Origin of the sequence: Pseudochelatococcus sp. (assembly GCF_050946405.1) — a bacterium.
Lineage (GTDB): Bacteria > Pseudomonadota > Alphaproteobacteria > Rhizobiales > Beijerinckiaceae > Pseudochelatococcus.
Map to the genome: position 1 here is coordinate 217710 of NZ_JBMNUS010000003.1, position 23337 is coordinate 241046.

Here is a 23337-nt window from a genome sequence, read left to right on the forward strand (position 1 = left end):
TGCCAGAGCTTGCGCAACAGGTCCGGGCAGTTTATCAGCCTTCCATAAACGCTAGGCTAACGTTTGCGCTTGCGAGGCGGGCCGGGCGAAAAATGTTTTGGCGGCAAGTGCATCGGACACTTGCGAAGCGATCGGAAAGGAACCACCTGAACTGACAGACGCGGCGCCACCATCGCGGCGGGCGGCGGATTCGCAGCGACAGGTTCGGACTTGCGGGCCGGTCGGGGCGGTTCTATATACGCCACCGATGCAAGGCATAGCGTCGGCGGGCTCCTCGCGGGCGCGCCGGTTGTTCGGTTTCAGTCAAGCCATTGGCCGGATCGCTGCGGGGTCCGGGTGGGCGGTCTGCTTGAAAGTTGAGGGATCTCCATGGGTAAGGTTATCGGTATCGACCTCGGCACTACCAATTCCTGTGTCGCCGTCATGGACGGGACAACGCCGAAGGTCATCGAAAACGCGGAAGGCGCGCGGACGACGCCTTCCATCGTCGCCTTCACGGACGACGGCGAGCGCCTCGTCGGCCAGCCGGCCAAGCGCCAGGCGGTGACGAATCCCGAGCGCACGTTCTTCGCCATCAAGCGCCTGATCGGCCGTGCATACGACGATCCGCTGACGCAGAAGGACATCGATCTCGTTCCCTACAAGATCATTCGCGCCGGCAGCGGCGACGCCTGGGTGCAGGCGGACGGCAAGGATTACTCGCCGTCGCAGATTTCCGCCTTCGTGCTCCAGAAGATGAAGGAGACGGCGGAAGCGCATCTCGGCCAGCCCGTCACGCAGGCGGTGATCACCGTCCCCGCGTATTTCAACGACGCCCAGCGCCAGGCCACCAAGGACGCCGGCAAGATCGCCGGGCTGGAGGTGCTGCGCATCATCAACGAGCCCACGGCGGCGGCGCTCGCCTACGGCCTCGACAAGAAATCCTCCGGCACCATCGCGGTCTATGACCTGGGCGGCGGCACGTTCGACGTGTCGATTCTCGAAATCGGCGACGGCGTGTTCGAGGTGAAGTCGACGAACGGCGATACGTTCCTCGGCGGCGAGGACTTCGACAACCGCCTGCTGGAATATCTGGCGGACGAATTCAGGCGCGAGCAGGGCATCGACCTGCGCAAGGACAAGCTCGCCCTCCAGCGCCTGAAGGAAGCGGCGGAGAAGGCCAAGATCGAGCTGTCCTCGGCGGCGCAGACGGAAATCAACCTGCCCTACATCACGGCTGACGCCTCCGGGCCGAAGCACTTGGCGATCAAGCTCTCGCGCGCCAAGTTCGAGCAGCTCGTCGAGGATCTCATCGAGCGCACCATCGAGCCGTGCCGCAAGGCGCTCAAGGATGCGGGCCTCGCGGCCGGCGCCATCGACGAGGTGGTGCTCGTCGGCGGCATGACGCGCATGCCCAAGGTGCAGGAGATCGTCAAGCAGTTCTTCGGCAAGGAGCCGCACAAGGGCGTCAATCCCGACGAGGTCGTCGCCATCGGCGCGGCCGTGCAGGCGGGCGTGTTGCAGGGCGACGTCAAGGACGTGCTGCTGCTCGACGTGACGCCGCTGTCGCTCGGTATCGAGACGCTGGGCGGCGTGTTCACGCGCCTGATCGACCGTAACACGACGATCCCGACCAAGAAGAGCCAGGTGTTCTCCACGGCCGACGACAACCAGACGGCCGTCACCATCCGCGTATTCCAGGGCGAGCGTGAGATGGCGGCGGACAACAAGCTGCTCGGCCAGTTCGACCTGATCGGCATTCCGCCGGCGCCGCGCGGCGTGCCGCAGGTGGAAGTGACCTTCGACATCGACGCCAACGGCATCGTCAACGTGTCGGCCAAGGACAAGGCGACGAACAAGGAGCAGACCATCCGCATCCAGGCTTCGGGCGGCCTGTCCGACGCCGACATCGACAAGATGGTCAAGGACGCGGAGGCGCATGCCGCCGAAGACAAGAAGCGCCGCGATCTGGTCGAGGCGAAGAATCAGGCCGAGGGCCTGATCCATTCCACGCAGAAGTCGCTTGAGGAGTACGGCGACAAGGTGGGGGCCGCCGAAAAGACGGCCATCGAGACGGCGATCGCCGATCTGCGCAAGGCGGTGGAGGGCGAGGACGCCGAGGCGATCAAGGCGCGCACCAACGACCTGATGCAGGCGTCGCTGAAGCTTGGCGAGGCCATCTACAAGGCGGGCCAGACCGACGGCGCCGCCGGTGCCGAACAGGCCGAGACGGGCGCGGGCGCCCAGGCCGGCGAGGAAGTGATCGACGCCGATTTCCAGGAAGTCGACGACGACAAGAAGAAGCGCGCCTGATCGCGACGACCGGCCCGGCGGCAGCGCCGGGCCGGTCGTCCATTCGTGTTGTCGATAACGTGATTTGCAGGAGATCCCTGATTCGTCGGGGCGGGCAGGACCGACGAAACGGCAGGGTTCGGTCATCGAAGGCGGGAACTGATGGCCAAACGGGACTATTACGAGGCGCTCGGACTTTCGCGCGGCGCGGGAGACGCGGAAATCAAGGCGGCTTTTCGCAAACTGGCCATGCAGTGTCATCCCGACCGGAATCCGGGTGATGTGCAAGCGGAAGCGCAATTCAAGGAAATCAACGAAGCCTATGAGATCCTGAAGGATCCGCAGAAGCGCGGCGCCTACGATCGTTTCGGCCATGCGGCCTTCGAACAGGGCGCAGGGCCGGGCGGGCCCGGCTTCGGCAATGATTTTTCCGATTTCATGACGGATATCTTCGACACGTTCTTCGGCGACACGCGCGGCGCGCGGCAGCGCGGCGCGGGCGGGCGGGAGCGTGGCGCGGACATGCGCTACAACCTCGAGATATCGCTTGAGGATGCTTTCTCCGGCAAGGAGGAAACCATCGAGGTGCCGTCCTCCATCGTGTGCGAGGCATGCGGCGGCTCCGGCGCGAAGCCCGGCTCGAAGCCGCGCCAGTGCCCGACCTGCGGCGGCGCGGGCCGCGTGCGCGCCCAGCAGGGCTTCTTCGCCATCGAGCGCACCTGCCCCACCTGCCAGGGGCGGGGCCAGATCATCGAGGATCCCTGCGGCGTTTGCTCCGGCACCGGCCGGGTCACGCGCACCCGTTCCCTTTCCGTCAACATTCCGCCCGGCGTCGAGGACGGCACGCGTATCCGTCTGACCGGCGAGGGCGAGGCGGGCCTGCGCGGCGGACCGCCGGGAGACCTTTACATCTTCCTGTCCGTGCGCCCGCACGAGCTCTACCAGCGCGACGGGGCGGACCTGTTCTGCCGGGTGCCGATCTCCATGGTGACGGCGGCGCTCGGCGGCGCGCTGGACGTGCCGACGCTCGGCGGGCAGGAAGTGCGCGTGCAGGTGCCCGAGGGCACGCAGACGGGCAAGCAGTTCCGTCTGCGCAGCAAGGGCATGCCCGTGCTGCGCTCGCGCGATTTCGGCGATCTCTACATCCAGGTCGTCGTCGAGACCCCCCAGAACCTGACGCGTCGCCAGAGGGAATTGCTGGCCGAGTTCGACAAGGAATCCTCCCGCGATACGCATCCCGAAAGCGCCGGTTTTCTCGCGCGGGTGAAGGATTTTTTCGAAGGGTTGGGCGGCGCCTCATGACGAATCCGTAAAAAAACGGCCGTGACGGCTGCAAAAATGCCGTTATTTGCGGCTGTTTTTGTTGGATTTCGAATCGGTAGAATGCAACTTCAAGGCGGAAGGGTGTATCCATGCGGGTGCGCCCGAGTAACCTCCACACGTGAGGAAAGTCACACCCGTGTCTGAGCAACCCATTCCCGACCATCCGCTTTCTCCCAAATCCGCCGTGCAGAAGACCGCATCCGGCATTTCGTTCGCGAACGGGCGCGACCGGCAGCAGGGCATTGGCGACGACGCCCGGTTCCTGAAATCGTGGGTCGAGCATCCGCTCGTCACGGGCGCCGTCAAGCCTTCCGGGCGGGCGCTGGCGCGCACGATGGCGGGCTACGTCGATCCCGCGCTCTCGGGCATGGTGGTCGAACTGGGGCCGGGCACCGGGCCTGTGACCGAGGCGCTGCTGCGGCGTGGCATCGCGCCTGAACGGCTGGTGCTGGTGGAGTTCAATCCTGATTTCTGCGCGCTGCTGCGGCAGCGCTTTCCGGGCGTCAACGTCATTCAGGGCGATGCCTACGGTCTCGGCGAGACGCTGCGCGGCGTCGTGCGCGCTCCCGCGGCGGGCGTCGTGTCCAGCTTGCCGCTGTTTACCAAGCCGCTGCCGCAGCGGGAGGGGCTGCTTGAGGATGCGTTTTCCCTGATGCATCCCGGTGCGCCGTTCATCCAGTTCACTTATGCCGTCGTGCCGCCCATCCCGAAGGACGGCGGCAACTACACCGCGAAGCCTTCCGGCCGCGTGTGGTGGAACCTGCCGCCGGCACGCGTCTGGGTCTATCGCCGTGGCCATTGATCCGCGCAGCAGGCTCATCGTCGCTCTCGACGTGCCTGATGTCGAGCGCGCGCGCGCGCTCGTCACGGAACTGGGCGACAGCGTGTCGTTCTACAAGCTCGGCATGGAAATCGTCTACGGCGGCGGGCTGGACCTTGCCCGTCGGCTGGTCGGCGAAGGCAAGCAGGTCTTCCTCGATCTCAAGTTGCACGACATTGCAACGACGGTGGAGCGGGCCACGGCGCAGGTGGCGCGTCTCGGCGCGACGTTCCTTACCGTCCACGCCTATCCGCAGACGCTTGCCGCCGCGGTTGCCGGCCGGACGGGGACGCCGCTGAAGATTCTCGGCGTCACGGTGATGACTTCCTACGACAATAGCGATCTCGCGGCTGCCGGCTATATCGCCGGGGTGAACGAGATGGTCGAAAGACGCGCACGGCAGACGCTCGCCGCCGGCGCCGACGGCATCATCCTGTCGGCCGCGGAGGCGGCGCAACTGCGGGCGCTTCTCGGCCCCGATCTGCTGCTGGTGACGCCCGGCATTCGCCCGGCGGGCGCCGACGCCGACGACCAGAAGCGTATCGTGACGCCGGCCGACGCGATCCGGGCGGGGGCGGATTATCTTGTCGTCGGCCGTCCGGTGACGGCGGCGGCGGATCCGCGCCGCGCGGCGGTCGCGATCGTCGACGACATCGTCCAGGCCGCCACTGACGCGCCGTCGCCTGCATCGTAACGGCCGCCGCGTCTCCCGGCCGCTGTCGGGGGCGGGCGGCAAAGGGAGAAAACAATGGCCAAGGGCTATCTCATCGCACGCATCAGGGTGACCGATCCGGCGCAGTTCGCCGTTTACGCCAAGCTCGCCGCGGCGGCGAGCCAGAAGCACGGCGCGAAGCCGCTGGCGCGCGGCGGCCGCTTCGAAATTCTTGAGGGCGAGGAGCGCGAGCGCAATGTCGTGCTCGAATTCGACAGCTTCGAGAAGGCGCGCGATTACTACCATTCGGACGATTATCAGGCGGCGAAGAAGGAACGCGAGGGCGCCGGCGTCGCCGAGTTCGTCGTGGTCGAGGGCGTTGACTGATCTTGTCGACTGCGGGAGTGAACCGATGGGCGATTTGCGGCTTGTCGTGGTCGGGGCGGGCGGGCGCATGGGCCGCGCGCTCGTGCGCGCGATCTTCGAAGCGAAGGGCGTGACGCTGGCCGCCGCCGTCGGGCCTTCCGGCGCGGCGGGGCTGGGGCAGGATGCCGGCGAACTCGCCGGCGTCGGCCATTGCGGGATAAGTCTTACGGACGATGTGCCGGCCGCGTTCGCCGGCGCGGACGGCGTGCTCGATTTCACCTCGCCGCAGGCGTCGGTGGCTTTCGCACGGGAGGCGGCGCGGGCCGGGCTGGTGCATGTCATCGGCACCACGGGCTTTTCGCCGGAGGAACTCGCCGCGATCGACGCGGCCGCGCACGAGACGGTTATCGTGCGCTCCGGCAACATGAGCCTCGGCGTCAACCTGCTCGCCGCGCTGGTGCGGCGCGTCGCCGCGACGCTCGATGAAGATTTCGACATCGAGATACTCGAAATGCACCACCGGCAAAAGGTCGACGCGCCGTCCGGCACGGCCTTGCTGCTCGGGGAGGCGGCGGCGGCCGGGCGCGGCGTGGCGCTCGATACGCACGGCCGGCGCGTGCGCGACGGACATACCGGCCCGCGCGTGCCCGGCGAGATCGGTTTCGCCGCGCTGCGCGGCGGCACGGTGGTGGGCGAACACAGCGTCGTCTTTGCCGGCGCCGGTGAGCGCATCGAGCTGTCGCACAGGGCCGAGGACAGGGGTATCTTCGCGCGCGGCGCGGTGCGGGCCGCGCTCTGGGGCAAGGGGCGCCCGCCGGGACTTTATACGATGGCCGATGTCCTCGGCATTGCAGATATATGATAAGGCTTGTCGTGTTTTCGATTCCTGTCTGCTGGGGAGATTGCTGATGTCGCGCCTTCTTGTCCTCGTCCGTCACGGTCAGAGTGAGTGGAACCTGAAAAATCTGTTTACGGGATGGAAAGATCCCGATCTGACCGAAGCGGGCGTCGCCGAGGCGCGCGCGGCCGGCAAGCGGCTGAAGGAACAGGGCATCGCCTTCGATCGCGCGTTCACGTCCGATCTCCTGCGCGCCCAGCATACCCTGGCGCTGATCCAGGAGGAACTCGGGCAGGCCGATCTGCCGGTCACGCGCGATCTGGCGCTGAACGAGCGCGACTACGGCGATCTCTCGGGACTCAACAAGGATGATGCGCGCGCGCGCTGGGGCGAGGAGCAGGTGCATGTCTGGCGCCGCTCGTATGACGTGCCGCCGCCCGGCGGCGAAAGCCTGAAGGATACGGCGGCGCGCGTGCTGCCCTATTACATCCGGAACATCCTGCCGGCGGTGCTGCGCGGCGAGAACGTGCTTGTCGCGGCGCATGGCAATTCGCTGCGCGCGCTGCTGATGGTGCTCGACAGGCTGACGCCGGAAACCATCCCGACCGTGGAACTCGCCACCGGCGTGCCGCTGGTCTATCATCTCAAGGCGGACAGCACGGTGGAGTCGAAGGCCGTTCTGGGCGCGTGATGTCGAAGGCCGATGCGCCTCGTTCATCGGAGCGCGAAAAGGGGGCGCATATGAAGACGACAGGAAGAACGGGCCTGAGCGCTGCGGGCTTGCTGGCGCTGGCGCTCCTTTGCGGCGCGGGCGTCGTGTCGGGCTCCGTGTTCGCCTCCGCTCCGGCGATGGCGCAGGAGGTGCGGGAACGCGTGTTTCCGCAGGGCATCGGCATCGGCGTCGTGCCGCCGGCTGACATGGCGCTGTCGCAGCGCTTTCCCGGTTTCGAGGACGAGGCGCGCGAATCCGCCATCATGCTGGTGGAAATGCCGCCCGAAATGTATGCCGGCGTTGAAAGGGATCTTCGCGATCCCCAACGTGAGCCGGACGGCTTCACGCTGCTGCGGCGCGAGGCCTGGCCGGTGGAGGGTGGCAAGGGCCTGCTGGTCGAAGGCCGGCAGGAAATCGACGGCAAGACCGTGTATAAGTGGGTGCTGGCGCGGGGCACGGCGGCGGCTGCGGCGGCCGTGACGTTTCAGGTGTCGGAGCAGGCCCGCGACGTCTACACGGATGACGTCGTGTTGCGGACCCTGCGCTCCCTTGCATTGCGCGATGCGGCCGCCCTGGAGGCGGAACTTGCCACGCTGCCTTTCGTCATCGGGCAGCCGCCCGCCGACGGTCCCGCGTTCCGCGTATCGCGCGTCATCGCCAACAACTCCGCGATGCTGACGCTGGGGCCGAAAGATCTGGTGCAGGGCGCGGAACAGCCGGTGATCGTGATCGGCGGCGGCACGGCGGCCATCGCCGGCGCGCTGGAGCAGGATCGTTTCGCCCGGCAGGCTTTCGCGGGTCTGACGAGCATCCGCAACATGCAGATCCGCCGCGGGGAAGGCGTCACGCACGGCGGCGTCGCGTGGCATGAGATCGAGGCCGACGCGCAGGACGAGGGAACCGGCGCCCGCGTGCGGGTGATGCAGGCCATCCGCTTCGACCGCACCCGCTTCATCCGCTTCGTCGTCGTCGCCCGGCAGGGCGCCTGGGATGAAGCGGCGGCCTATTTCAAGCACTTGCGCGAGACGGTGCAGGCCCGCTCCGAAACGACGGATTAGAGCGGGATGCGATCGGCTTGAACCGCCTCCCGCTCTAAATTCCATGGTTTACCGCAACTTGCGTTCAAGTCGATGAAGCGGCTTGAACGCAAGTTGCTCTGGAGCCAGTCTCGCCGCTGACGATCGCGGCGAGCCAACCCCGATATCGTTCGGGATTGGTCGTTTGCGAATCGGTCGCGGTGTTTGCCGGGGCGGGTCCGGTCAGACGACCGGCGTATCGTCATCCAGCGTCGGCGAGGGCGCGGTCTTTGCGCCGCCGCGGGAAACGCCGACGAGAGCGGGACGGAGCACGCGCTCGCCAATCGTGAACCCCGTCTGCACCACCTGCACGACGGTGCCGTTGGGCACCGATGCATCCGGCACCTCGAACATCGCCTGGTGAAGATTGGGATCGAACTTCTCGCCCTGCGGCGAAATTTCCTTCACGCCGTGGCGCGCGAGTGTTTTCAACAATTCGCGGTCGGTCAGCTCGATACCCTCGGCGAAGGCTTTCAGCGCCCCGTCCGCGGCGCGTTGATCGGCGGGAATGACCTCGAGGGCGCGGCGAATGTTGTCGGAGACGCTCAAAACGTCGCGGGCGAAAGAGGTAATGCCGTAGGCGCGCGCGTCGGCGACCTCGCGCTCGGTGCGCCGGCGCAGGTTCTCCATCTCCGCCAGCGTGCGCAAAAGCTTGTCCTTCAAATCCGCATTCTCCGCCTCGAACCGGGCGATTTGTCCGGCGTCAATCGTCTGCTCGGAAGCGGTTTCTGTGCCGGCGGCGTCGCCGGGGATCGCTGCGTCCGCAGACGGTTCGTTGATGTTCTGTGTCATGGTCCATCAATACCAGGTGTGACAAGGCCAATAGCGGAGGACTTTCCGAATGCTCGCACGGAAAGCGCCGAAACGCTTCCCGCCGGTCGTCATCGACACGGCCGGAAGTCTCCGGCTCAAGGTTTATCGCGCTTCCGAATCGGAAAAGCGAATACCACTTTATCCCGAAAGCGCTTCAGGCAACGATATCATCTCGTGCGACACGAAAATCAAGGGCAAGGGACGGGTAGCGGGAACGGTTGCGGCATCGCCCCGAAGCCCGTGCGGCGTCTCGACAAAATCCGCCTGAGGCCGGCCGGATCACGCCGGCCCGTCCCCGGCTCCGTCGAATACGGCCACGATCGCTGCGCGCACCGCCTCCTGTTTGGCGGGCAGGCTGATCTTGGCGCCGAGAAGATCGGTGACGTAGAACGCGTCGACCGCCTTTTCGCCGAAGGTCGCGATGTGCGCCGATCCGATGTTCAGGCTCAGACCGCCGAGCGCCGCGGTAAGGTCGTAGAGAAGGCCCGGCCGATCGAGGCCGGAGATTTCGAGCACGGTGTAGTTTTTCGACAGGCTGTTGTCGATGATGACTTCCGTGGGCACCGTGAAGGGGCGCTTGGGTGTGCGCGGGCGGCGCTCTCTCACCACATGAGCGATGTTCAACTGCCCTTTCAGGGCGCTTTCGATGGTGCGGGCGATTTTCTGCGCGCGGCGCAATTCATCGTCGTCGTCGTCGAACGCACGCGTCAGGTAGAGGTCGTCGAGCGCGAGACCGTCGGTGGTGGTGAAAATCTGCGCATCCGCGATGTTGGCGCCCGCGGCCGCGCAGGCTCCCGTCATCACCGCCAGCAGGCGGGGATGGTCGGGCGCGAGCACCGTCAGCTCCGTGACGCCCCGGAACCGGTTCGTCTCGGCGGCGACGGCGAGCGTCTGCCCCGACGCCTCCGTATCGCGAATAAAGCGGGCGTGCTTGATCTTGCGCGAGACGTCGACCTTCAGCCAGTAGGGCGGATAGTGGCGTGCCTTGTAGGCGTCGAATGCGGCGTCGTCCCAATCTTCCAGCGCACGCCGCAATTCGGCCTGCGCGTGCGCGACGCGCTGGTGGGAGGAAATGGCCGAATGGCCGCCGGTAAGCTGCGGCTCGGTCTCATAATAGAGCGTGCGCAGCAGTTCGCCTTTCCAGCCGTTCCACACGCCCGGCCCCACCGCCTTGATGTCGCAGACGGTGAGTAGCAACAGCAGCTTGAGCCGTTCCAGCGTCTGCACGCCGGCGGCGAAGGTGCGGATCGTTTCGGGGTCCGCCAGATCGCGGCTTTGCGCGAAATTCGACATGACGAGGTGATTCTCGATCAGCCAGGCCACGGTCTCCGTCTCGGCGGCGTCGAGCCCCAGGCGCGGCCCCAGCGTGCGCGCGATCTTCGCGCCCGCCATGGAGTGGTCCTCCGGCCGCCCCTTGGCGACATCGTGCAGGAACGCGGCGACGTAGAGCGCGCGCCGGTGCTGGATGGTGTGGATGATCTGGTGCGAGAGCGGATGCTCGCCCTCCATCTCGTCCGCGTCGATCCGCGCCAGCACGCCGAGCGTGCGGATGAGGTGCTCGTCCACCGTATAGTGATGGTACATGTTGAACTGCATCAGCGCGACGATGCGGCCGAAATCGGGGATGAAACGGCCGAGCACCCCGGCTTCGTTCATCAGCCGCAGGACCGTTTCGGGCGCGTTGCGCGAGGTCAGGATGTCGAGAAACAGCCGGTTGGCCTCCGGCGACTCACGCACCGAGGCGTCGATCAGCTTGAGCGAGCGGCGCGCGAGCTGCGTGGCGTCGGGATGGATGGCGAGGGAATGCCGGTCGGAGAGCTGGAACAGGCGGATCAGGTTGACCGGATCGCGGCTGAACACGTCGTCGCCCGTGATGGTGATGCGGTTGTTGTCGACGCGAAACCCTTCGGCGCCCAGCCGCGCGCCGCGCGGATGGCGCAGGCGGCGCATGAAGCGGTCGAGCACCGGCTCGGGCTTGGCGTGACGCTCCTCCAGCGCGGCGCAGACCACCGCCGTGAGATCGCCGACATCCTTCGCGACGAGGAAATAGCGCTTCATGAAACGCTCGACCGACGACATGCCGTCGCGGGGCGCATAGCCGATGCGCTCGCACACGGTGGGTTGCAGGCCAAACGACAGCCGCTCCTCCGCCCGCCCGGCGGCGAAATGCATATGGCAGCGCACACGCCACAGAAACTCGGTGCAGCGGCGGAACATGGCCGCCTCCGCGTTGTCGAACAGCCCCGCCTTGACCAGCGTATCCGGCGTGCGCGCGCCGTAGACGTATTGCGCCAGCCACAGCAGCGTGTTGAGATCGCGCTGCCCGCCCTTGCCTTCCTTGACGTTGGGCTCCACCACATAGCGCGACGCACCGGCGCGGGCGAGGCGCGCATCGCGCTCGGCGAGCTTGGCCGCGACGAACTCCTGTTCCGTGCCGGCCACGACGCCATCCGTGAAGCGGCGCGTCAATTCGTCGACGAGCGCCCGCTCGCCGGCCAGAAAGCGCATCTCCAGCAGCGAGGTGCGGATGGTCATGTCGCCTCGCGCCTCGTGCAGCGACTCGTCCACGGAGCGGGTGGCATGGCCGATCTTCAGCTTCAGATCCCAGAGGATATACAGCATCGTCTCGACGACGCTCTCGCTCCAGGCCGTTTGCTTGTAGGGCAGCAGGAACAGCAGATCGACGTCCGAATGCGGCGCCATCGTGCCGCGTCCGTAGCCGCCCACCGCCACCACCGCCAGATGCTCGCCCATCGACGGATTGCCGATATGGTGAAAATGGCGCACCGTCACCGCATGGATGGCGCGCACCACGGCGTCCGTCAGGCGCGACAGCCGGCGCGCGCAGCCGAGACCGTTCTGGTCCTGCATCAGCGTCGCCTCGATCTCGGCGCGGCCCTCGTCGAGGGTCCGGCGCAGCAGGTCCAGCAGCGCGGCCCGCAGCGCCGGGCGCTCGCCGTCACGATGACGCTCCTCGATCTCCGCAAGCCGCAGCGGCAATTGCGCGACGGCTTTCGTTTCGTGGGCGGCGGCGCGCGGCGTGTTCATCGGCCTCATCTGTCTCCGGCGGGATGGGAAAAGGCCGGCGGAATCATGGCCTTTTCCCGGTGTGTCACTCCGCCGGCGCCGGCGAAAGGGCTGGAGCGGGATGCGATCAGGCTGAATCGCCATCCTGCTCTCAACTCCATAGTTTTATCGCAACTTGCGTTCAATTCGACGGATCGGCTTGAACGCAAACCGCTCTATCCGCGCAGAACGGCGCCGGTTTTTTTGGCAACTGCCTCTACAATGCGCTGCGACACGGCCTCGATTTCGGCCTCCGTCAGCGTCTTGCCGGTGGGCTGCAAGGTGACGGCGATGGCGACGGACTTCTTGCCCGCTTCCACGCCGGGCCCCTCGTAGAGGTCGAACACGCGGATGTCCGATATCAGCGTCCGTTCCGCGCCCTGAATAGCCTTGACCATATCGCCCGCCGGCACCGTTGCACCGACCACGAAGGCGAAATCGCGGTTGAGCGGCTGGAATTCCGATAGCGCGAGCTTCGGCCGCGCCTTCGTCGGGCGCTCCTTGGGAGCGGGCAGGCGGTCAAGCGCGATTTCGGCCACCGCGAGCGGCCCCTTCGCGTCGAGCGCCTGCAACACCCTGGGATGCAATTCGCCGAACGCGCCGATGACGGCCTTCGGCCCGAATTGCAGGGTCGCGGAGCGGCCGGGATGGAACCACGCCGGGCCGCCGGGCACGATCTGCACGCCGGCCGTGGCGATGCCCAGCGCCGCGAGCAGGGCGAAGGCGTCCGCCTTGGCGTCGAAGACATCGACGCTGGCGCCGCGGCCGTCCCAGTGCTTGCCGACGCTCTCCGCGTGGGCGGAACCGCGGCGCAGCGCCACCGCGCTGATGGACTGGCCCTCGGGCGTGTCGTCGGCGAACACCTGCCCCACCTCGAACAGGGCGACATCGCCGAGACCACGGTCGGCATTGCGCTGCGCCGCGCGGATCAGGCCCGGAAGCAGGCTGGGGCGCATGTCCGACAGATCGGCCGCGATCGGGTTGGCGAGCGCGAGGCGCGGATCGCCGCCGCCGAAAAGCTCCGCCTCCGCCTTGCTGACGAAGGACCAGGTGACGGCCTCGACCAGCCCGCGCGCGGCATAGAGACGCCGCGCCAGGCGCGTGCGCTTCTGCAACAGCGTCAGCACCGGTTTGACGACACCGGGATCGATGCGCGGCAGCGGCGTCGAGACCACGTTGTCGATGCCGGCGATGCGCAGGATCTCTTCCACGAGATCGGCCTTGCCCTCGATGTCGGCGCGCCACGACGGCCGCGTAACATCGGCCGCCTCGCCTTCGCCGGCGACGGAAAAGCCCAGCGAGACGAGAATGGCGCGCGCCCGCTCGCGGGAGACGTCGAGCCCGGTCAGGCGCTTCACCTCCGCCCAGGGCAGGGCGATGGTGCGCGCCGCATCCGGCACCGCGCCGGCGAGCTTGACCTCGGACGGCGCGCCGCCGGCAAGCTCCAGCACCATGCGCGTGGCGAGTTCCAGCCCCGGCACGGTGAACGCGGGATCGACGCCGCGCTCGAAGCGATAGCGCGCATCGGTGACGACGCCGAGATCGCGGCCCGTGCGGGCGATGGTGAGTTCGTCCCACAGCGCCGATTCGATCAGCACGTCGGTCGTCGTCTCGTCGCAGCCCGAATGCTCGCCGCCCATGATGCCCGCAAGCGACTCGGGGCCGTTGTCGTCGGCGATGACGACATGGCTTTCGTCGAGCGCATATGTCTTGCCGTCGAGCGCCAGCAGTTCCTCGCCCTTTCGGGCGCGGCGGATGACGAGATCGCCCTTCACCTTGCCGGCGTCGAACACATGCAGCGGGCGGCCGCGATCGAAGGTGATGTAGTTGGTGATGTCGACCAGCACGTTGATCGGCCGCAGCCCGATGGCGGTCAGCCGCTTTTGCAGCCAGGCCGGGGAGGGGCCGTTCCTCACCCCCGTGACGCGCCGCAGCGCGAAGGCGGGATTGAGCTTCTCGTCGCCGGGCGCGAGATCGCGGATGACCCGGACCGGGCTCGCGCCTTCGCCGGCGACCGGCGTCACAGCCGGCGAGATCAGCGTGCCGAGCCCCGCCGCCGCGAGATCGCGCGCGACGCCGGCGACGCCCAGCGCATCGGCGCGGTTGGGCGTGACGGCGATGTCGATCACCGGATCGTCGAGCCCCGCCCATACGGCATAGGGCGCGCCGACCGGCGCATCGTCCGGCAGCTCGAAAATGCCGTCGGCATCGCCGGGCAGGCCGAGTTCCTCCGGCGAGCACATCATGCCCCTGCTTTCGACGCCGCGAATGGCGCCGACCGAAATGGTGATGTCCCTGGCCGGAATGTAGCTGCCCGGCGGCGCGAACACCGTCGTGAGGCCGGCGCGCGCGTTCGGCGCGCCGCACACCACCTGAACCGGGGCATCCTCGCCGGTGTCGACGGAACAGACGCGCAGCCGGTCGGCGTTGGGGTGCTGCTCCGCCGTGACGATGCGCGCGATGCGGAAGGCGGCGAGATCCTGCGCCTTGTCCTCGACGCCTTCGACCTCAAGGCCGATGCGGTTGAGGGCGTCGAGGATGTCGTCGAGCGAGGCTTCCGTCGCCAGGTGATCCTTGAGCCAGGAGAGAGTGAACTTCATTGCCGTTGCTTCTTTCTCTGGAATATGCGGATCAGACGCTCAGGCCGCCCGCGAGCGAGGGCATGTCGAGGGGGCGGAAGCCGTAATGCGACAGCCAGCGCACATCGGCCTCGAAGAACGGGCGCAAATCCGGCATGCCGTATTTCAGCATGGCGATGCGGTCGATGCCCATGCCCCACGCAAAGCCCTGATACTCGTCGGGATCGAGCCCGACATTGCGCAGCACGTTGGGGTGCACCATGCCGCAGCCCAGAATCTCCAGCCAGTCCTCGCCCTCGCCGAAGCGGATGTCGCCGCCCTTGCGCGCGCACTGGATATCCACCTCCGCGGACGGCTCCGTGAACGGGAAGAACGAGGGGCGGAAGCGCATCTTCACGTTCGGCACCTCGAAGAACGCCTTGCAGAATTCCTCCAGAATCCACTTCAGATGCCCGAAATGGGCCGAACGGTCGATGACGAGCCCCTCGACCTGATGGAACATCGGCGTATGCGTCTGGTCCGAATCGCAGCGATAGGTGCGGCCGGGGCAGATGACGCGGATCGGCGGCTTTGCGCCCTGCATGGTGCGCACCTGCACCGGGCTCGTGTGCGTGCGCAGCACCTTGCGTTCGCCCTTCTCGTCCGGCGCGAAGAAGAACGTGTCGTGCATCTCGCGCGCCGGGTGCCCTTCCGGGAAGTTCAGCGCGGTGAAGTTGTAGAAATCGGTTTCGACATCCGGCCCTTCGGCGATCGAAAAGCCCATGTCGGCGAAGATCGCCGTCAGTTCGTCGATGACCTGGCTGATGGGATGGATGCGCCCGCGCGTCTGGGGGCCTTCCTGCACCGGCAGCGTCACGTCGGCGCGCTCCTGCGCCAGACGGGCGTTGAGCGCCTCTTCCGCCAGGACCGTCTTGCGGGCGGCCAGCGCCGCGGCCACACGGTCGCGCAGGCCGTTGATGAGCGGGCCGCGTTCCTTGCGCTCCTCCGGGCTCATGCCGCCCAGCGTCTTGAGAAGCTCGGACACCGAGCCCTTCTTGCCGAGTGCGGCGACGCGCACGGTCTCAAGCGCCGCTTCGTCGGCTGCGGCGTTGACGGCTTCGATCAGCGAATTTTCGAGATTGGCAATATCGGACATCTGTTCCTCGGCGCGCCGGATGGCGCAGGTTGCCTGCGGTGCGCCGGGAGGCGCAGGCTATCCGCTTGTCGGCAATGACCGGGGAACCGTCAAGCCCTTCCGGCCACATCGATGCGTTTCACGGCGCCGCCGCGTTCACGCTGGATCGATCCCGGAAAGGGGGCGGGCCGGACATGCGGAATGCCCGGCCCTTCTGCATCGGATGATCAGGCCGCGGCGGGAAGCGCCGACTTCGCCTTCTCCACGATCGCGCGGAAAGCCTCCGGCTCGCGGATCGCGAGATCGGACAGCACCTTGCGGTCGACATCGACGCCCGCCTTGCCGAGACCGTCGATAAATCGGCTGTAGGTCAGGCCGTATTCACGCACCGCCGCGTTGAGGCGCTGGATCCAGAGCGCGCGGAACGTGCGCTTCTTCACCTTGCGGTCGCGGTAGTTGTACTGCATCGACCGGTCGACGGCGGCCTTTGCGGTGCGGATGGTGTTCTTGCGGCGGCCGTAAAAGCCCTTGGCCGCCTTGAGAACCTTCTTGTGCTTGGCGTGGGCGGTAACGCCCCGTTTGACGCGGGCCATCGTTCTGGCTCCTCAAAATACCGGGTGGAAACGGATAAAGGTTCAGCCGTTGGGCAGGAAGTACTGCTTCACGTTCCTGGCATCGCCCTCGAAGAGGGTCATGGTGCCGCGCTGGTTGCGGATGAACTTCTTGGTCCGCTTGATCATGCCGTGACGCTTGCCCGCCTGGGCCGCGACGACCTTGCCGGTGCCGGTGATCTTGAAGCGCTTTTTCGCGCCCGATTTTGTCTTCAGCTTGGGCATTTGGCTTCCTTTCGTAAAGCCGGCTCTCCCCGCGCGGGCGAGGGTGTGCCGGCATGATGTTGCTCGAAAGCACACCGAGCCGCCACGGCAGCCCTTTAGCCGGGCGACTCTGATGAAGCGGGGTTTATGTCAGATTGTTGTCGTTCGCGCAAGAGCATCACGCCCGCGGGCGGAAAGCGCCGGCGGCGGTGAGGCGAGGGGGCGTGTTGCCCCGCAGCGCGTTCCGATTGAATGGGAATCATCCGATCGGTAAATATTCGCTCGGAATGATAAGCACGACGGGCCGAAAAATGCGCGCACTTTTCGGCCCGAGGCATGGCGAGAGGATCGATCCGTGCGAGAGGATCGATCCGTTCGGCCGTGCGGCGTCAGATCCAGGTGATCAGCTCTTTCGTCTCGACGATCTCGAACTGCTCGTCGCCGACCTTCTCCACCTTGCGGCCATCGGCAAGGGCATAGGTGGTCAGCTTCTCGCCGGCGTCGGTGACGGCGTGCGTCTCGACGACGGTGTAGACGACGCCGGTGTCGCCTTGCGCGCGAAAGGTCTTGCTGCGTTCGGTGTTGCTCATGACGGGCCTCCGGTTCGCGGGCCGATGGCCCTTATTGTTCCCTGATCGTGATCGGCCCGATCGGCGCGACCTTGGGAAGCGTCAGCATGACGTCCGCCGCATCGGCCGGCGGCGCGGAGAAGCGCGCCTTCCAGTCGCCGACGCGCGGGTTCTTGCCGGGATCGTAGTTGAACTTGAGCTTGAGCTCCGCCGGCGCGGCGAGCTTGCCGTCCTCTTGCAGCAGCGGGAAACGCTTGCCGCCTGCCGTGAGATAGATGGCGTCGTCGGCGGGTTTTTCGTAGATCGTCTCGCCCGAGTAGCCCTCATAATCGGTCTCGAAGCGCAGTTCGACCGATACGACGTCGCCCTGCCTGACGGCCTTGCGGACGGTGGCCCACGCCTTGCCGCTTTCCGTTGTCGGTTTCGTCGCGTCAAGCGCATGAGCGGGCGCGCAGACGGCGGAGAAGAGCAGGGCGCTGGCGAGAAATACGCGGCGCAGGAACATGACCGGCCTCCGGGGAAGAGGAAAGAGCCTCGACGGCTCGGGAATCGGTGGAGGGCCGGCGCGCCGGCCCTCCGGGAATGTCGGCGTGCGCGGCTCAGTTCTTGGCGGGCACTTCGATGCCGAAGGCATGGGCGGCGGCGCGGAACACGTCGGTGTTGTCGACGTAGACGCGGTTCTCCTCCGGCACACCGTAGGTGGCGAGGCCGGGATCCTTCTGCGCGTTCTTCGTGAAGTAGTCCGCGCCGACGCCGTGAGCGTAGACCGGCACGAGTTCGCGCGTATGGGTGTCGGTGTGCCAGCGCACCAGCGGCAGCGCGCCCGCGCCCTGGTTGACGACGGGGCTGTAGGCGTTGACGTTGGAGTCAGGCCCCTGCAACAGGCCGTTGCCGTGGTCGGTGGTGACGATCACCAGCGTCTCGTCCCACGAGCTCTTGTTCTCGACCCAATCGACGACGGCCTCGACGGCCTCGTTGAAATCGATCTGCTCCTCGATGAGGCGCGGCAGGTTGTTGGCATGCGCGGCCCAGTCGACGGCGCCGCCCTCGACCATCAGGAAGAAGCCCTTGTCGTTCTTTTCAAGAACGTTGATGGCGGCCTTCGTCAGCGTCTTGAGGTCGGGCGTGTTGTCGAGCAGGTTGCCGGCGGTGACGCCCGGACGGTTGAACTGGAGCGTCTGGATGTTCTGGGCCGTGCCGATCACCCTGGACTTGCCCTTGAGGTCGATGTCGCCCTTGGCGAGCGCCTCGAAATCGGCCTTCTTCTCGATGTGGGCATAGTCGGTCTTGCCGGAGGTCAGGCGCTCCCACGTCTCGCGGCCGCCGACGAAGCGGAACGCCTTGTCGTCGGGCTTTTCGACATAGCTGCCGTCGCCCTTGTAATGGGGATGCCCGGTGCCGAACACCACGGTGGCGAGGCCGCTGTTCACGACCTCCGTGCCGATGCCGACATAGTCGTTGCGGCTGACGTTATGGGCCAGGAAGCCGGCGGGGGTCGCGTGCGACCATTCGACGGAGGAAACGACGCCGAGCGCGCGGCCGGTTTCGACCGTGTACTCGCCGATATGCTTCAGTTTCTCGCCATTGTTCGACCAGTTGATGGCGTTGTTGTAGCTCTTGGTGCCGGAAGCGAGCGCGGTCGCGGCGGCGGCGCTGTCCGTGTAATCCGCGCGGCTGTAGTCATAGCCCGCGAAGAAGCCGGGAAAATTGCCGATGGTGCCCTCGAACACGGTATCGACCTTCGTCGCATCCCACAGCTTCGCCGGATCGAAAGTGACCGAACCCTCGTTGGTGTTGGTCGGCTCGTTGGACGTGTTGAGCGGATAGGTCGAGGCAAAGACCTTGACGTCGAAATCGTCATAGGCCTCGTGGCCGAGAGCGCCATGGCGGAAGAAGCTGGCCGCGCGCCAGGTCTCGATGCCCGCGCCGTCGGTGATCAGCACGATCACGTTCTTCGCCTGCGGGGCCTGCGCAAGGGCGGGAGAAACAAGCGCCGAGGCGAGCGCAAGGTTAAGGGCGATTTTTTTGAGAAGGGACATGATCGGTCTCCACGTATGGGACGGCGGTTGCGTCGCGCGGAGATACGTATCGTAATAACATTTCATTCAGGCGACAGCCGAACACGATCGGCGGACTGCGATTTCCCGAATCTGCGACTCGTCCGAAAGCGGCATGCCGGACACACGCCCTTACACGCGAATCCGATAATGCACGTTATGGAACCAAAATGCCATGGAACCGGGACGCCGCAAAATCAAGACGACGCTGCAAAATCAAGACGCCAGGAAACCTGATGCGCGGCTTCCATGCAGCGCCACGTCGTATGCGCAGCCCGGTCGTATCCGGGCTGCGTCAGCGGTGGCCGGTTGCTTAGAACGGGATGTCGTCGTCGAGATCGCCGGCGTAACCCGATTGCCCGCCGCCGCCGAAACCGCCGGCGCTGCCCGAGCCCGACGACCTGTCGCTGACAGCCGGGCGTGACGGCTCGGCGCCCGCGAAGCTGCCGCTGCCGCTGCCGTAGCCGGCGCCCGCGCCTTCCTCGCCGCCGCGGCTGTCGAGAATCGTCAGTTCACCGCGGAAGCGTTGCAGCACCACCTCCGTCGTGTAGCGCTCATGGCCGTCCTTGTCCTGATACTTGCGCGTCTGCAACTGGCCTTCGACGTAGACCTTCGTGCCCTTGCGCAGATATTGTTCGGCGATGCGCGCGAGGTTTTCGTTGAAGATCACGACGTTGTGCCACTCGGTCCGCTCGCGGCGCTCGCCCGTCGCCTTGTCGCGCCAGCTCTCCGACGTGGCGATGCGCAGGCTCGCGACCGGCTCTCCCGAATTGAGACGCCGGACCTCCGGGTCGCGCCCGAGGTTGCCGACCAGAATGACCTTGTTCACGCTGCCTGCCATAACGATATCCTCCTGCTGCGGGTGTCGCTCGCGAACCCGGACAATACGCCAATCCGTCCCCACGGCCAGCGTCGACGCCCGGCCCGCAAGCGCTTATGCCCTGAAAACGCCCGCGCGCAACGCCCGGCTGTCCCGATGGCCTGCATTGTATGAGACGCAAAAATTGTTCTTGAAACGTTCCTAATGCAATGCGACACTGAATGCAAGATCGCTTTTCGGCGAGCGCACACGCTGCAATGAAACGAGCCCGAACGACGGATACCGATATGACCGATCTTCCCGCGGCGCTTTTCCGGGGCGATGGCCCGGCGCGCTTCCTCCAGCGACCGGATGCCGGCTGATGCCTTCTCTTGACGATCTTTTCGACGGCTCCGCCCCGCCGGCCGCCGCCTCGCGTCACGTGATCAGCATCCGCGGCGCGCGCGAGCACAACCTGAAGAATGTGGATCTGACCATCCCGCGCGACAGGCTCGTGGTGTTTACCGGTTTGTCGGGCTCGGGCAAATCGTCGCTGGCGTTCGACACCATCTATGCCGAGGGGCAGCGCCGTTATGTCGAATCGCTGTCGGCTTATGCGCGCCAGTTCCTGGAGATGATGCAGAAGCCGGATGTCGACCAGATCGACGGTCTGTCGCCGGCCATCTCGATCGAGCAGAAGACGACATCGCGCAATCCGCGCTCCACCGTCGGCACGGTGACGGAAATCTACGACTATATGCGCCTGCTGTGGGCGCGGGCGGGCGTGCCCTATTCGCCCGCCACCGGCCTGCCGATCGAGAGCCAGACGGTGAGCCAGATGGTCGACCGCATCCTCGCGCTGCCGGCGAAGACGCGCTTCTATCTGCTTGCGCCGGTCGTGCGCGGGCGCAAGGGCGAGTACCGCAAGGAGCTGGCCGAGTTCCTGAAGCGCGGCTTCCAGCGCGTCAAGATCGACGGCACGTTTCATGAAATCGCGGATGCGCCCGCGCTCGACAAGAAGCTCAAGCACGACATCGACGTCGTGGTCGATCGTCTGGTGGTGCGTGCCGACATGGCCGCGCGCCTGTCCGAATCGCTCGAGACGGCGCTCGATCTCGCGGACGGTATCGCCGTCGCGGAATTCGCCGACGAGACGGACGACGCCGGGGCGCCGCGCCGTCTCATCCTGTCGTCCAAATTCGCCTGCCCCGTTTCCGGCTTCACGATCCCCGAGATCGAGCCGCGGCTGTTCTCGTTCAACAACCCCTATGGCGCATGTCCGGTGTGCGACGGCCTCGGGCGCGAGATGCACGTGTCGCCTGCGCTCGTCGTGCCGGATCCCGGCCGCACCCTGCGCGACGGGGCCGTCGCGCCGTGGGCGAAATCGACCTCGCCCTATTACGCCCAGACGCTCGATGCGCTCTCGGCCCATTTCGGCGAGGGCATGGCGACGAAATGGTCGGAACTGTCCGAGGCGCTGCGCAACGCCATTCTCTACGGAACCGGGCGGCAGAAGGTGCGCATTCTCTATGCGGACGGCAGCCGCAGCTACGAGGTCGACAAGCCGTTCGAGGGCGTCATTCCGAATCTCGAACGCCGTTTCAAGGAGACGGACAGCGAATGGGCGCGCGAGGACATCGCCCGCTTCATGTCGGAGACGCCGTGCGCGGCCTGCGGCGGCTTCCGCCTCAAGCCCGAGTCGCTGGCGGTGAAGATCGCGGGCAAGCATATCGGCGAGGTATCGCAATTGTCGGTGCGCGAAGCGCGCGACTGGTTCGAGGCGGTGCCGGCGACGCTCACGGAACAGCAGAACGCCATCGCCTACCGCATCCTGAAGGAAATCCGCGAGCGGTTGACCTTCCTGCTCGATGTGGGGTTGGAGTACCTCACGCTCGCACGCGCCTCGGGCACGCTGTCGGGCGGCGAGAGCCAGCGCATCCGCCTCGCCTCGCAGATCGGATCGGGCCTCACGGGCGTGCTCTATGTGCTGGACGAGCCGTCCATCGGCCTGCACCAGCGCGACAACGAACGGCTGCTGCAAACGCTGAAGCGCCTGCGCGACCTCGGCAACACCGTGATCGTCGTCGAGCACGACGAAGACGCCATCCTGCAAGCGGATTACGTCGTCGATGTCGGACCGGGCGCGGGCGTGCACGGCGGGCGCATCGTGGCGCAGGGCACGCCGGCGGAATTGCTCAAAAGTCCCGATTCGCTCACCGCGAAATACCTGACCGGCGAACTCTCCGTGCCGCTGCCGGAAAAACGCCGCAAGCCGCAGAAGAGCCGCATGCTGACGCTCAAGGGCGCGCGCGGCAACAACCTGCGCGATGTCACGGCTTCCTTCCCGCTCGGCTGCTTCGTCTGCGTCTCCGGTGTCTCGGGCGGCGGCAAATCGACGCTGGTCATCGACACGCTCTATCAGGCGGCGGCCCGGCAACTGAACGGCGCGGTCGCGCATCCCGCTCCGTTCGACGCCATCGAAGGGCTTGAGCATCTGGACAAGGTGATCGACATCGACCAGTCGCCCATCGGCCGCACGCCGCGCTCCAATCCGGCGACCTACACGGGCGCCTTCACCCCCATTCGCGAATGGTTCGCCGGCCTGCCGGAGGCGAAGGCGCGCGGCTATCAGCCGGGTCGCTTCTCCTTCAACGTCAAGGGCGGGCGCTGCGAGGCGTGCCAGGGCGACGGCGTCATCAAGATCGAGATGCATTTCCTGCCCGATGTCTACGTCACCTGCGATGTCTGCAAGGGCAAGCGCTACGAGCGCGAGACGCTGGAAGTAAAATATCGCGACCGGTCCATCGCCGACGTGCTCGACATGACGGTGGACGAGGGGCTCGAGCTTTTCAAGGCGGTGCCGGCGATTCGTGACCGCTTGCAGACGCTCTCGCGCGTCGGGCTCGGCTACGTGAAAGTCGGCCAGCCGGCGACCACGCTGTCGGGCGGCGAGGCCCAGCGCGTCAAGCTCTCCAAGGAGCTGTCGAAACGCGCGACCGGCCGCACACTCTATATTCTCGACGAGCCGACCACCGGCCTGCATTTCCACGATGTCGCCAAGCTGCTCGAAGTGCTGCATGAGCTTGTCGAACAGGGCAACACGGTCGTCGTGATCGAGCACAATCTGGAGGTCATCAAGACGGCCGATTGGGTGATCGACATGGGGCCCGAAGGCGGCGACGGCGGCGGCGCCATCGTCGCGCAGGGCACGCCGGAAGCGATCGCGGGCGACGAGGCGAGCCATACCGGCCGCTTCCTGCGGGAAGTGCTCGCCCGCCGTCCTCTTCGCAAACGCACAGAGGCGGCGGAATGATGTCAGCGCAATGCTTGCGTCTGAAACTATCCTCGATTTTGCCATAATTGTGGGCAAAACGTGAAAAATATGCCCTCAAGCCATGCATTCTATGCCTGACAGATCTTCCGATTGCCCCCTCTCTCATCATGCGGCGATGACGTATATTGCATCG

19 protein-coding genes are annotated in these 23337 nt (G+C 66.3%); 9 read left to right on the top strand and 10 right to left on the bottom strand.

Going from position 1 to position 23337, the window contains the following annotated elements; all coding sequences use genetic code 11:
* Positions 1-369: 369 nt before the first annotated feature.
* From dnaK to ACOYJQ_RS07395, 8 genes are all read left to right on the top strand, one after another.
* The gene (dnaK, locus tag ACOYJQ_RS07360; RefSeq protein ID WP_433457391.1) at positions 370-2292 is read left to right on the top strand and encodes a molecular chaperone DnaK; all 1923 of its coding nucleotides are present in this window, start codon (positions 370-372) and stop codon (positions 2290-2292) included.
* A 141-nt stretch (positions 2293-2433) separates the two neighbouring features.
* The gene (dnaJ, locus tag ACOYJQ_RS07365; RefSeq protein ID WP_433457392.1) at positions 2434-3573 is read left to right on the top strand and encodes a molecular chaperone DnaJ; all 1140 of its coding nucleotides are present in this window, start codon (positions 2434-2436) and stop codon (positions 3571-3573) included.
* A gap of 226 nt (positions 3574-3799) precedes the next feature.
* Positions 3800-4396, top strand: coding sequence for a class I SAM-dependent methyltransferase (locus tag ACOYJQ_RS07370; protein WP_433457501.1), 597 nt, complete (start codon positions 3800-3802; stop codon positions 4394-4396).
* Positions 4380-5108, top strand: coding sequence for an orotidine-5'-phosphate decarboxylase (gene pyrF / locus ACOYJQ_RS07375; protein WP_433457502.1), 729 nt, complete (start codon positions 4380-4382; stop codon positions 5106-5108). The genes ACOYJQ_RS07370 and pyrF overlap by 17 nt, the downstream gene beginning before the upstream one ends.
* Before the next feature lie 54 nt (positions 5109-5162).
* A complete protein-coding gene (locus ACOYJQ_RS07380) occupies positions 5163-5453 on the top strand; it encodes a DUF1330 domain-containing protein (protein WP_433457393.1) in 291 nt (96 codons plus the stop codon).
* Positions 5454-5478: 25 nt separating this feature from the next.
* The gene (dapB, locus tag ACOYJQ_RS07385; RefSeq protein WP_433457394.1) at positions 5479-6294 is read left to right on the top strand and encodes a 4-hydroxy-tetrahydrodipicolinate reductase; all 816 of its coding nucleotides are present in this window, start codon (positions 5479-5481) and stop codon (positions 6292-6294) included.
* A 46-nt stretch (positions 6295-6340) separates the two neighbouring features.
* Entirely contained in the window at positions 6341-6961 is a 621-nt protein-coding gene (locus tag ACOYJQ_RS07390; RefSeq protein WP_433457395.1) for a 2,3-bisphosphoglycerate-dependent phosphoglycerate mutase, read from the top strand.
* A 50-nt stretch (positions 6962-7011) separates the two neighbouring features.
* Positions 7012-8040, top strand: coding sequence for a hypothetical protein (locus ACOYJQ_RS07395; RefSeq protein ID WP_433457396.1), 1029 nt, complete (start codon positions 7012-7014; stop codon positions 8038-8040).
* A 201-nt stretch (positions 8041-8241) separates the two neighbouring features.
* On the opposite strand, the gene grpE is transcribed toward ACOYJQ_RS07395, so the two are convergent.
* The 10 genes from grpE to ssb form a co-directional block, all read right to left on the bottom strand.
* Complete coding sequence (gene grpE / locus ACOYJQ_RS07400) at positions 8242-8850, bottom strand: nucleotide exchange factor GrpE (RefSeq protein WP_433457397.1); 609 nt, start codon at positions 8848-8850, stop codon at positions 8242-8244.
* 300 nt (positions 8851-9150) lie between these two features.
* Positions 9151-11919 (bottom strand): [protein-PII] uridylyltransferase, encoded by a 2769-nt coding sequence (locus ACOYJQ_RS07405; protein ID WP_433457503.1) that lies wholly within the window; start codon positions 11917-11919, stop codon positions 9151-9153.
* Between the two features lie 194 nt (positions 11920-12113).
* Positions 12114-14537: a phenylalanine--tRNA ligase subunit beta gene (pheT, locus tag ACOYJQ_RS07410; protein WP_433457398.1), complete on the bottom strand. Its 2424-nt coding sequence runs from the start codon at positions 14535-14537 to the stop codon at positions 12114-12116.
* A gap of 31 nt (positions 14538-14568) precedes the next feature.
* Positions 14569-15651, bottom strand: coding sequence for a phenylalanine--tRNA ligase subunit alpha (pheS, locus tag ACOYJQ_RS07415; protein ID WP_433457399.1), 1083 nt, complete (start codon positions 15649-15651; stop codon positions 14569-14571).
* A gap of 206 nt (positions 15652-15857) precedes the next feature.
* Positions 15858-16223: a 50S ribosomal protein L20 gene (rplT, locus tag ACOYJQ_RS07420; protein WP_433457400.1), complete on the bottom strand. Its 366-nt coding sequence runs from the start codon at positions 16221-16223 to the stop codon at positions 15858-15860.
* A 42-nt stretch (positions 16224-16265) separates the two neighbouring features.
* On the bottom strand, positions 16266-16466 hold the full coding sequence (rpmI, locus tag ACOYJQ_RS07425) for a 50S ribosomal protein L35 (RefSeq protein WP_433457401.1): 201 nt from the start codon (positions 16464-16466) through the stop codon (positions 16266-16268).
* A 368-nt stretch (positions 16467-16834) separates the two neighbouring features.
* Entirely contained in the window at positions 16835-17035 is a 201-nt protein-coding gene (locus ACOYJQ_RS07430) for a hypothetical protein (protein ID WP_433457402.1), read from the bottom strand.
* 31 nt (positions 17036-17066) lie between these two features.
* Positions 17067-17519, bottom strand: a complete 453-nt coding sequence (locus ACOYJQ_RS07435; protein ID WP_433457403.1) for a hypothetical protein — start codon at positions 17517-17519, stop codon at positions 17067-17069.
* 94 nt (positions 17520-17613) lie between these two features.
* Positions 17614-19053, bottom strand: a complete 1440-nt coding sequence (locus tag ACOYJQ_RS07440) for an alkaline phosphatase (RefSeq protein WP_433457404.1) — start codon at positions 19051-19053, stop codon at positions 17614-17616.
* Positions 19054-19384: 331 nt separating this feature from the next.
* Positions 19385-19912 carry a single-stranded DNA-binding protein gene (gene ssb, locus ACOYJQ_RS07445; RefSeq protein WP_433457405.1) on the bottom strand — a complete coding sequence of 176 codons (528 nt, stop codon included), beginning with the start codon at positions 19910-19912 and terminating at the stop codon, positions 19385-19387.
* A gap of 340 nt (positions 19913-20252) precedes the next feature.
* Between ssb and uvrA the strand changes: the two genes are divergently transcribed.
* A complete protein-coding gene (gene uvrA / locus ACOYJQ_RS07450; RefSeq protein ID WP_433457406.1) occupies positions 20253-23183 on the top strand; it encodes an excinuclease ABC subunit UvrA in 2931 nt (976 codons plus the stop codon).
* Positions 23184-23337: the final 154 nt, after the last annotated feature.

Bases quoted from the DNA above. Each gene is read 5' to 3' on its own strand.
- dnaK (WP_433457391.1), top strand. From the start codon at position 370: ATGGGTAAGGTTATCGGTATCGACCTCGGCACTACCAATTCCTGTGTC.
- dnaJ (WP_433457392.1), top strand. From the start codon at position 2,434: ATGGCCAAACGGGACTATTACGAGGCGCTCGGACTTTCGCGCGGCGCG.
- ACOYJQ_RS07380 (WP_433457393.1), top strand. From the start codon at position 5,163: ATGGCCAAGGGCTATCTCATCGCACGCATCAGGGTGACCGATCCGGCG.
- dapB (WP_433457394.1), top strand. From the start codon at position 5,479: ATGGGCGATTTGCGGCTTGTCGTGGTCGGGGCGGGCGGGCGCATGGGC.
- ACOYJQ_RS07390 (WP_433457395.1), top strand. From the start codon at position 6,341: ATGTCGCGCCTTCTTGTCCTCGTCCGTCACGGTCAGAGTGAGTGGAAC.
- ACOYJQ_RS07395 (WP_433457396.1), top strand. From the start codon at position 7,012: ATGAAGACGACAGGAAGAACGGGCCTGAGCGCTGCGGGCTTGCTGGCG.
- grpE (WP_433457397.1), bottom strand. From the start codon at position 8,850: ATGACACAGAACATCAACGAACCGTCTGCGGACGCAGCGATCCCCGGC.
- ACOYJQ_RS07405 (WP_433457503.1), bottom strand. From the start codon at position 11,919: ATGAACACGCCGCGCGCCGCCGCCCACGAAACGAAAGCCGTCGCGCAA.
- pheT (WP_433457398.1), bottom strand. From the start codon at position 14,537: ATGAAGTTCACTCTCTCCTGGCTCAAGGATCACCTGGCGACGGAAGCC.
- pheS (WP_433457399.1), bottom strand. From the start codon at position 15,651: ATGTCCGATATTGCCAATCTCGAAAATTCGCTGATCGAAGCCGTCAAC.
- rplT (WP_433457400.1), bottom strand. From the start codon at position 16,223: ATGGCCCGCGTCAAACGGGGCGTTACCGCCCACGCCAAGCACAAGAAG.
- rpmI (WP_433457401.1), bottom strand. From the start codon at position 16,466: ATGCCCAAGCTGAAGACAAAATCGGGCGCGAAAAAGCGCTTCAAGATC.
- ACOYJQ_RS07430 (WP_433457402.1), bottom strand. From the start codon at position 17,035: ATGAGCAACACCGAACGCAGCAAGACCTTTCGCGCGCAAGGCGACACC.
- ACOYJQ_RS07435 (WP_433457403.1), bottom strand. From the start codon at position 17,519: ATGTTCCTGCGCCGCGTATTTCTCGCCAGCGCCCTGCTCTTCTCCGCC.
- ACOYJQ_RS07440 (WP_433457404.1), bottom strand. From the start codon at position 19,053: ATGTCCCTTCTCAAAAAAATCGCCCTTAACCTTGCGCTCGCCTCGGCG.
- ssb (WP_433457405.1), bottom strand. From the start codon at position 19,912: ATGGCAGGCAGCGTGAACAAGGTCATTCTGGTCGGCAACCTCGGGCGC.
- uvrA (WP_433457406.1), top strand. From the start codon at position 20,253: ATGCCTTCTCTTGACGATCTTTTCGACGGCTCCGCCCCGCCGGCCGCC.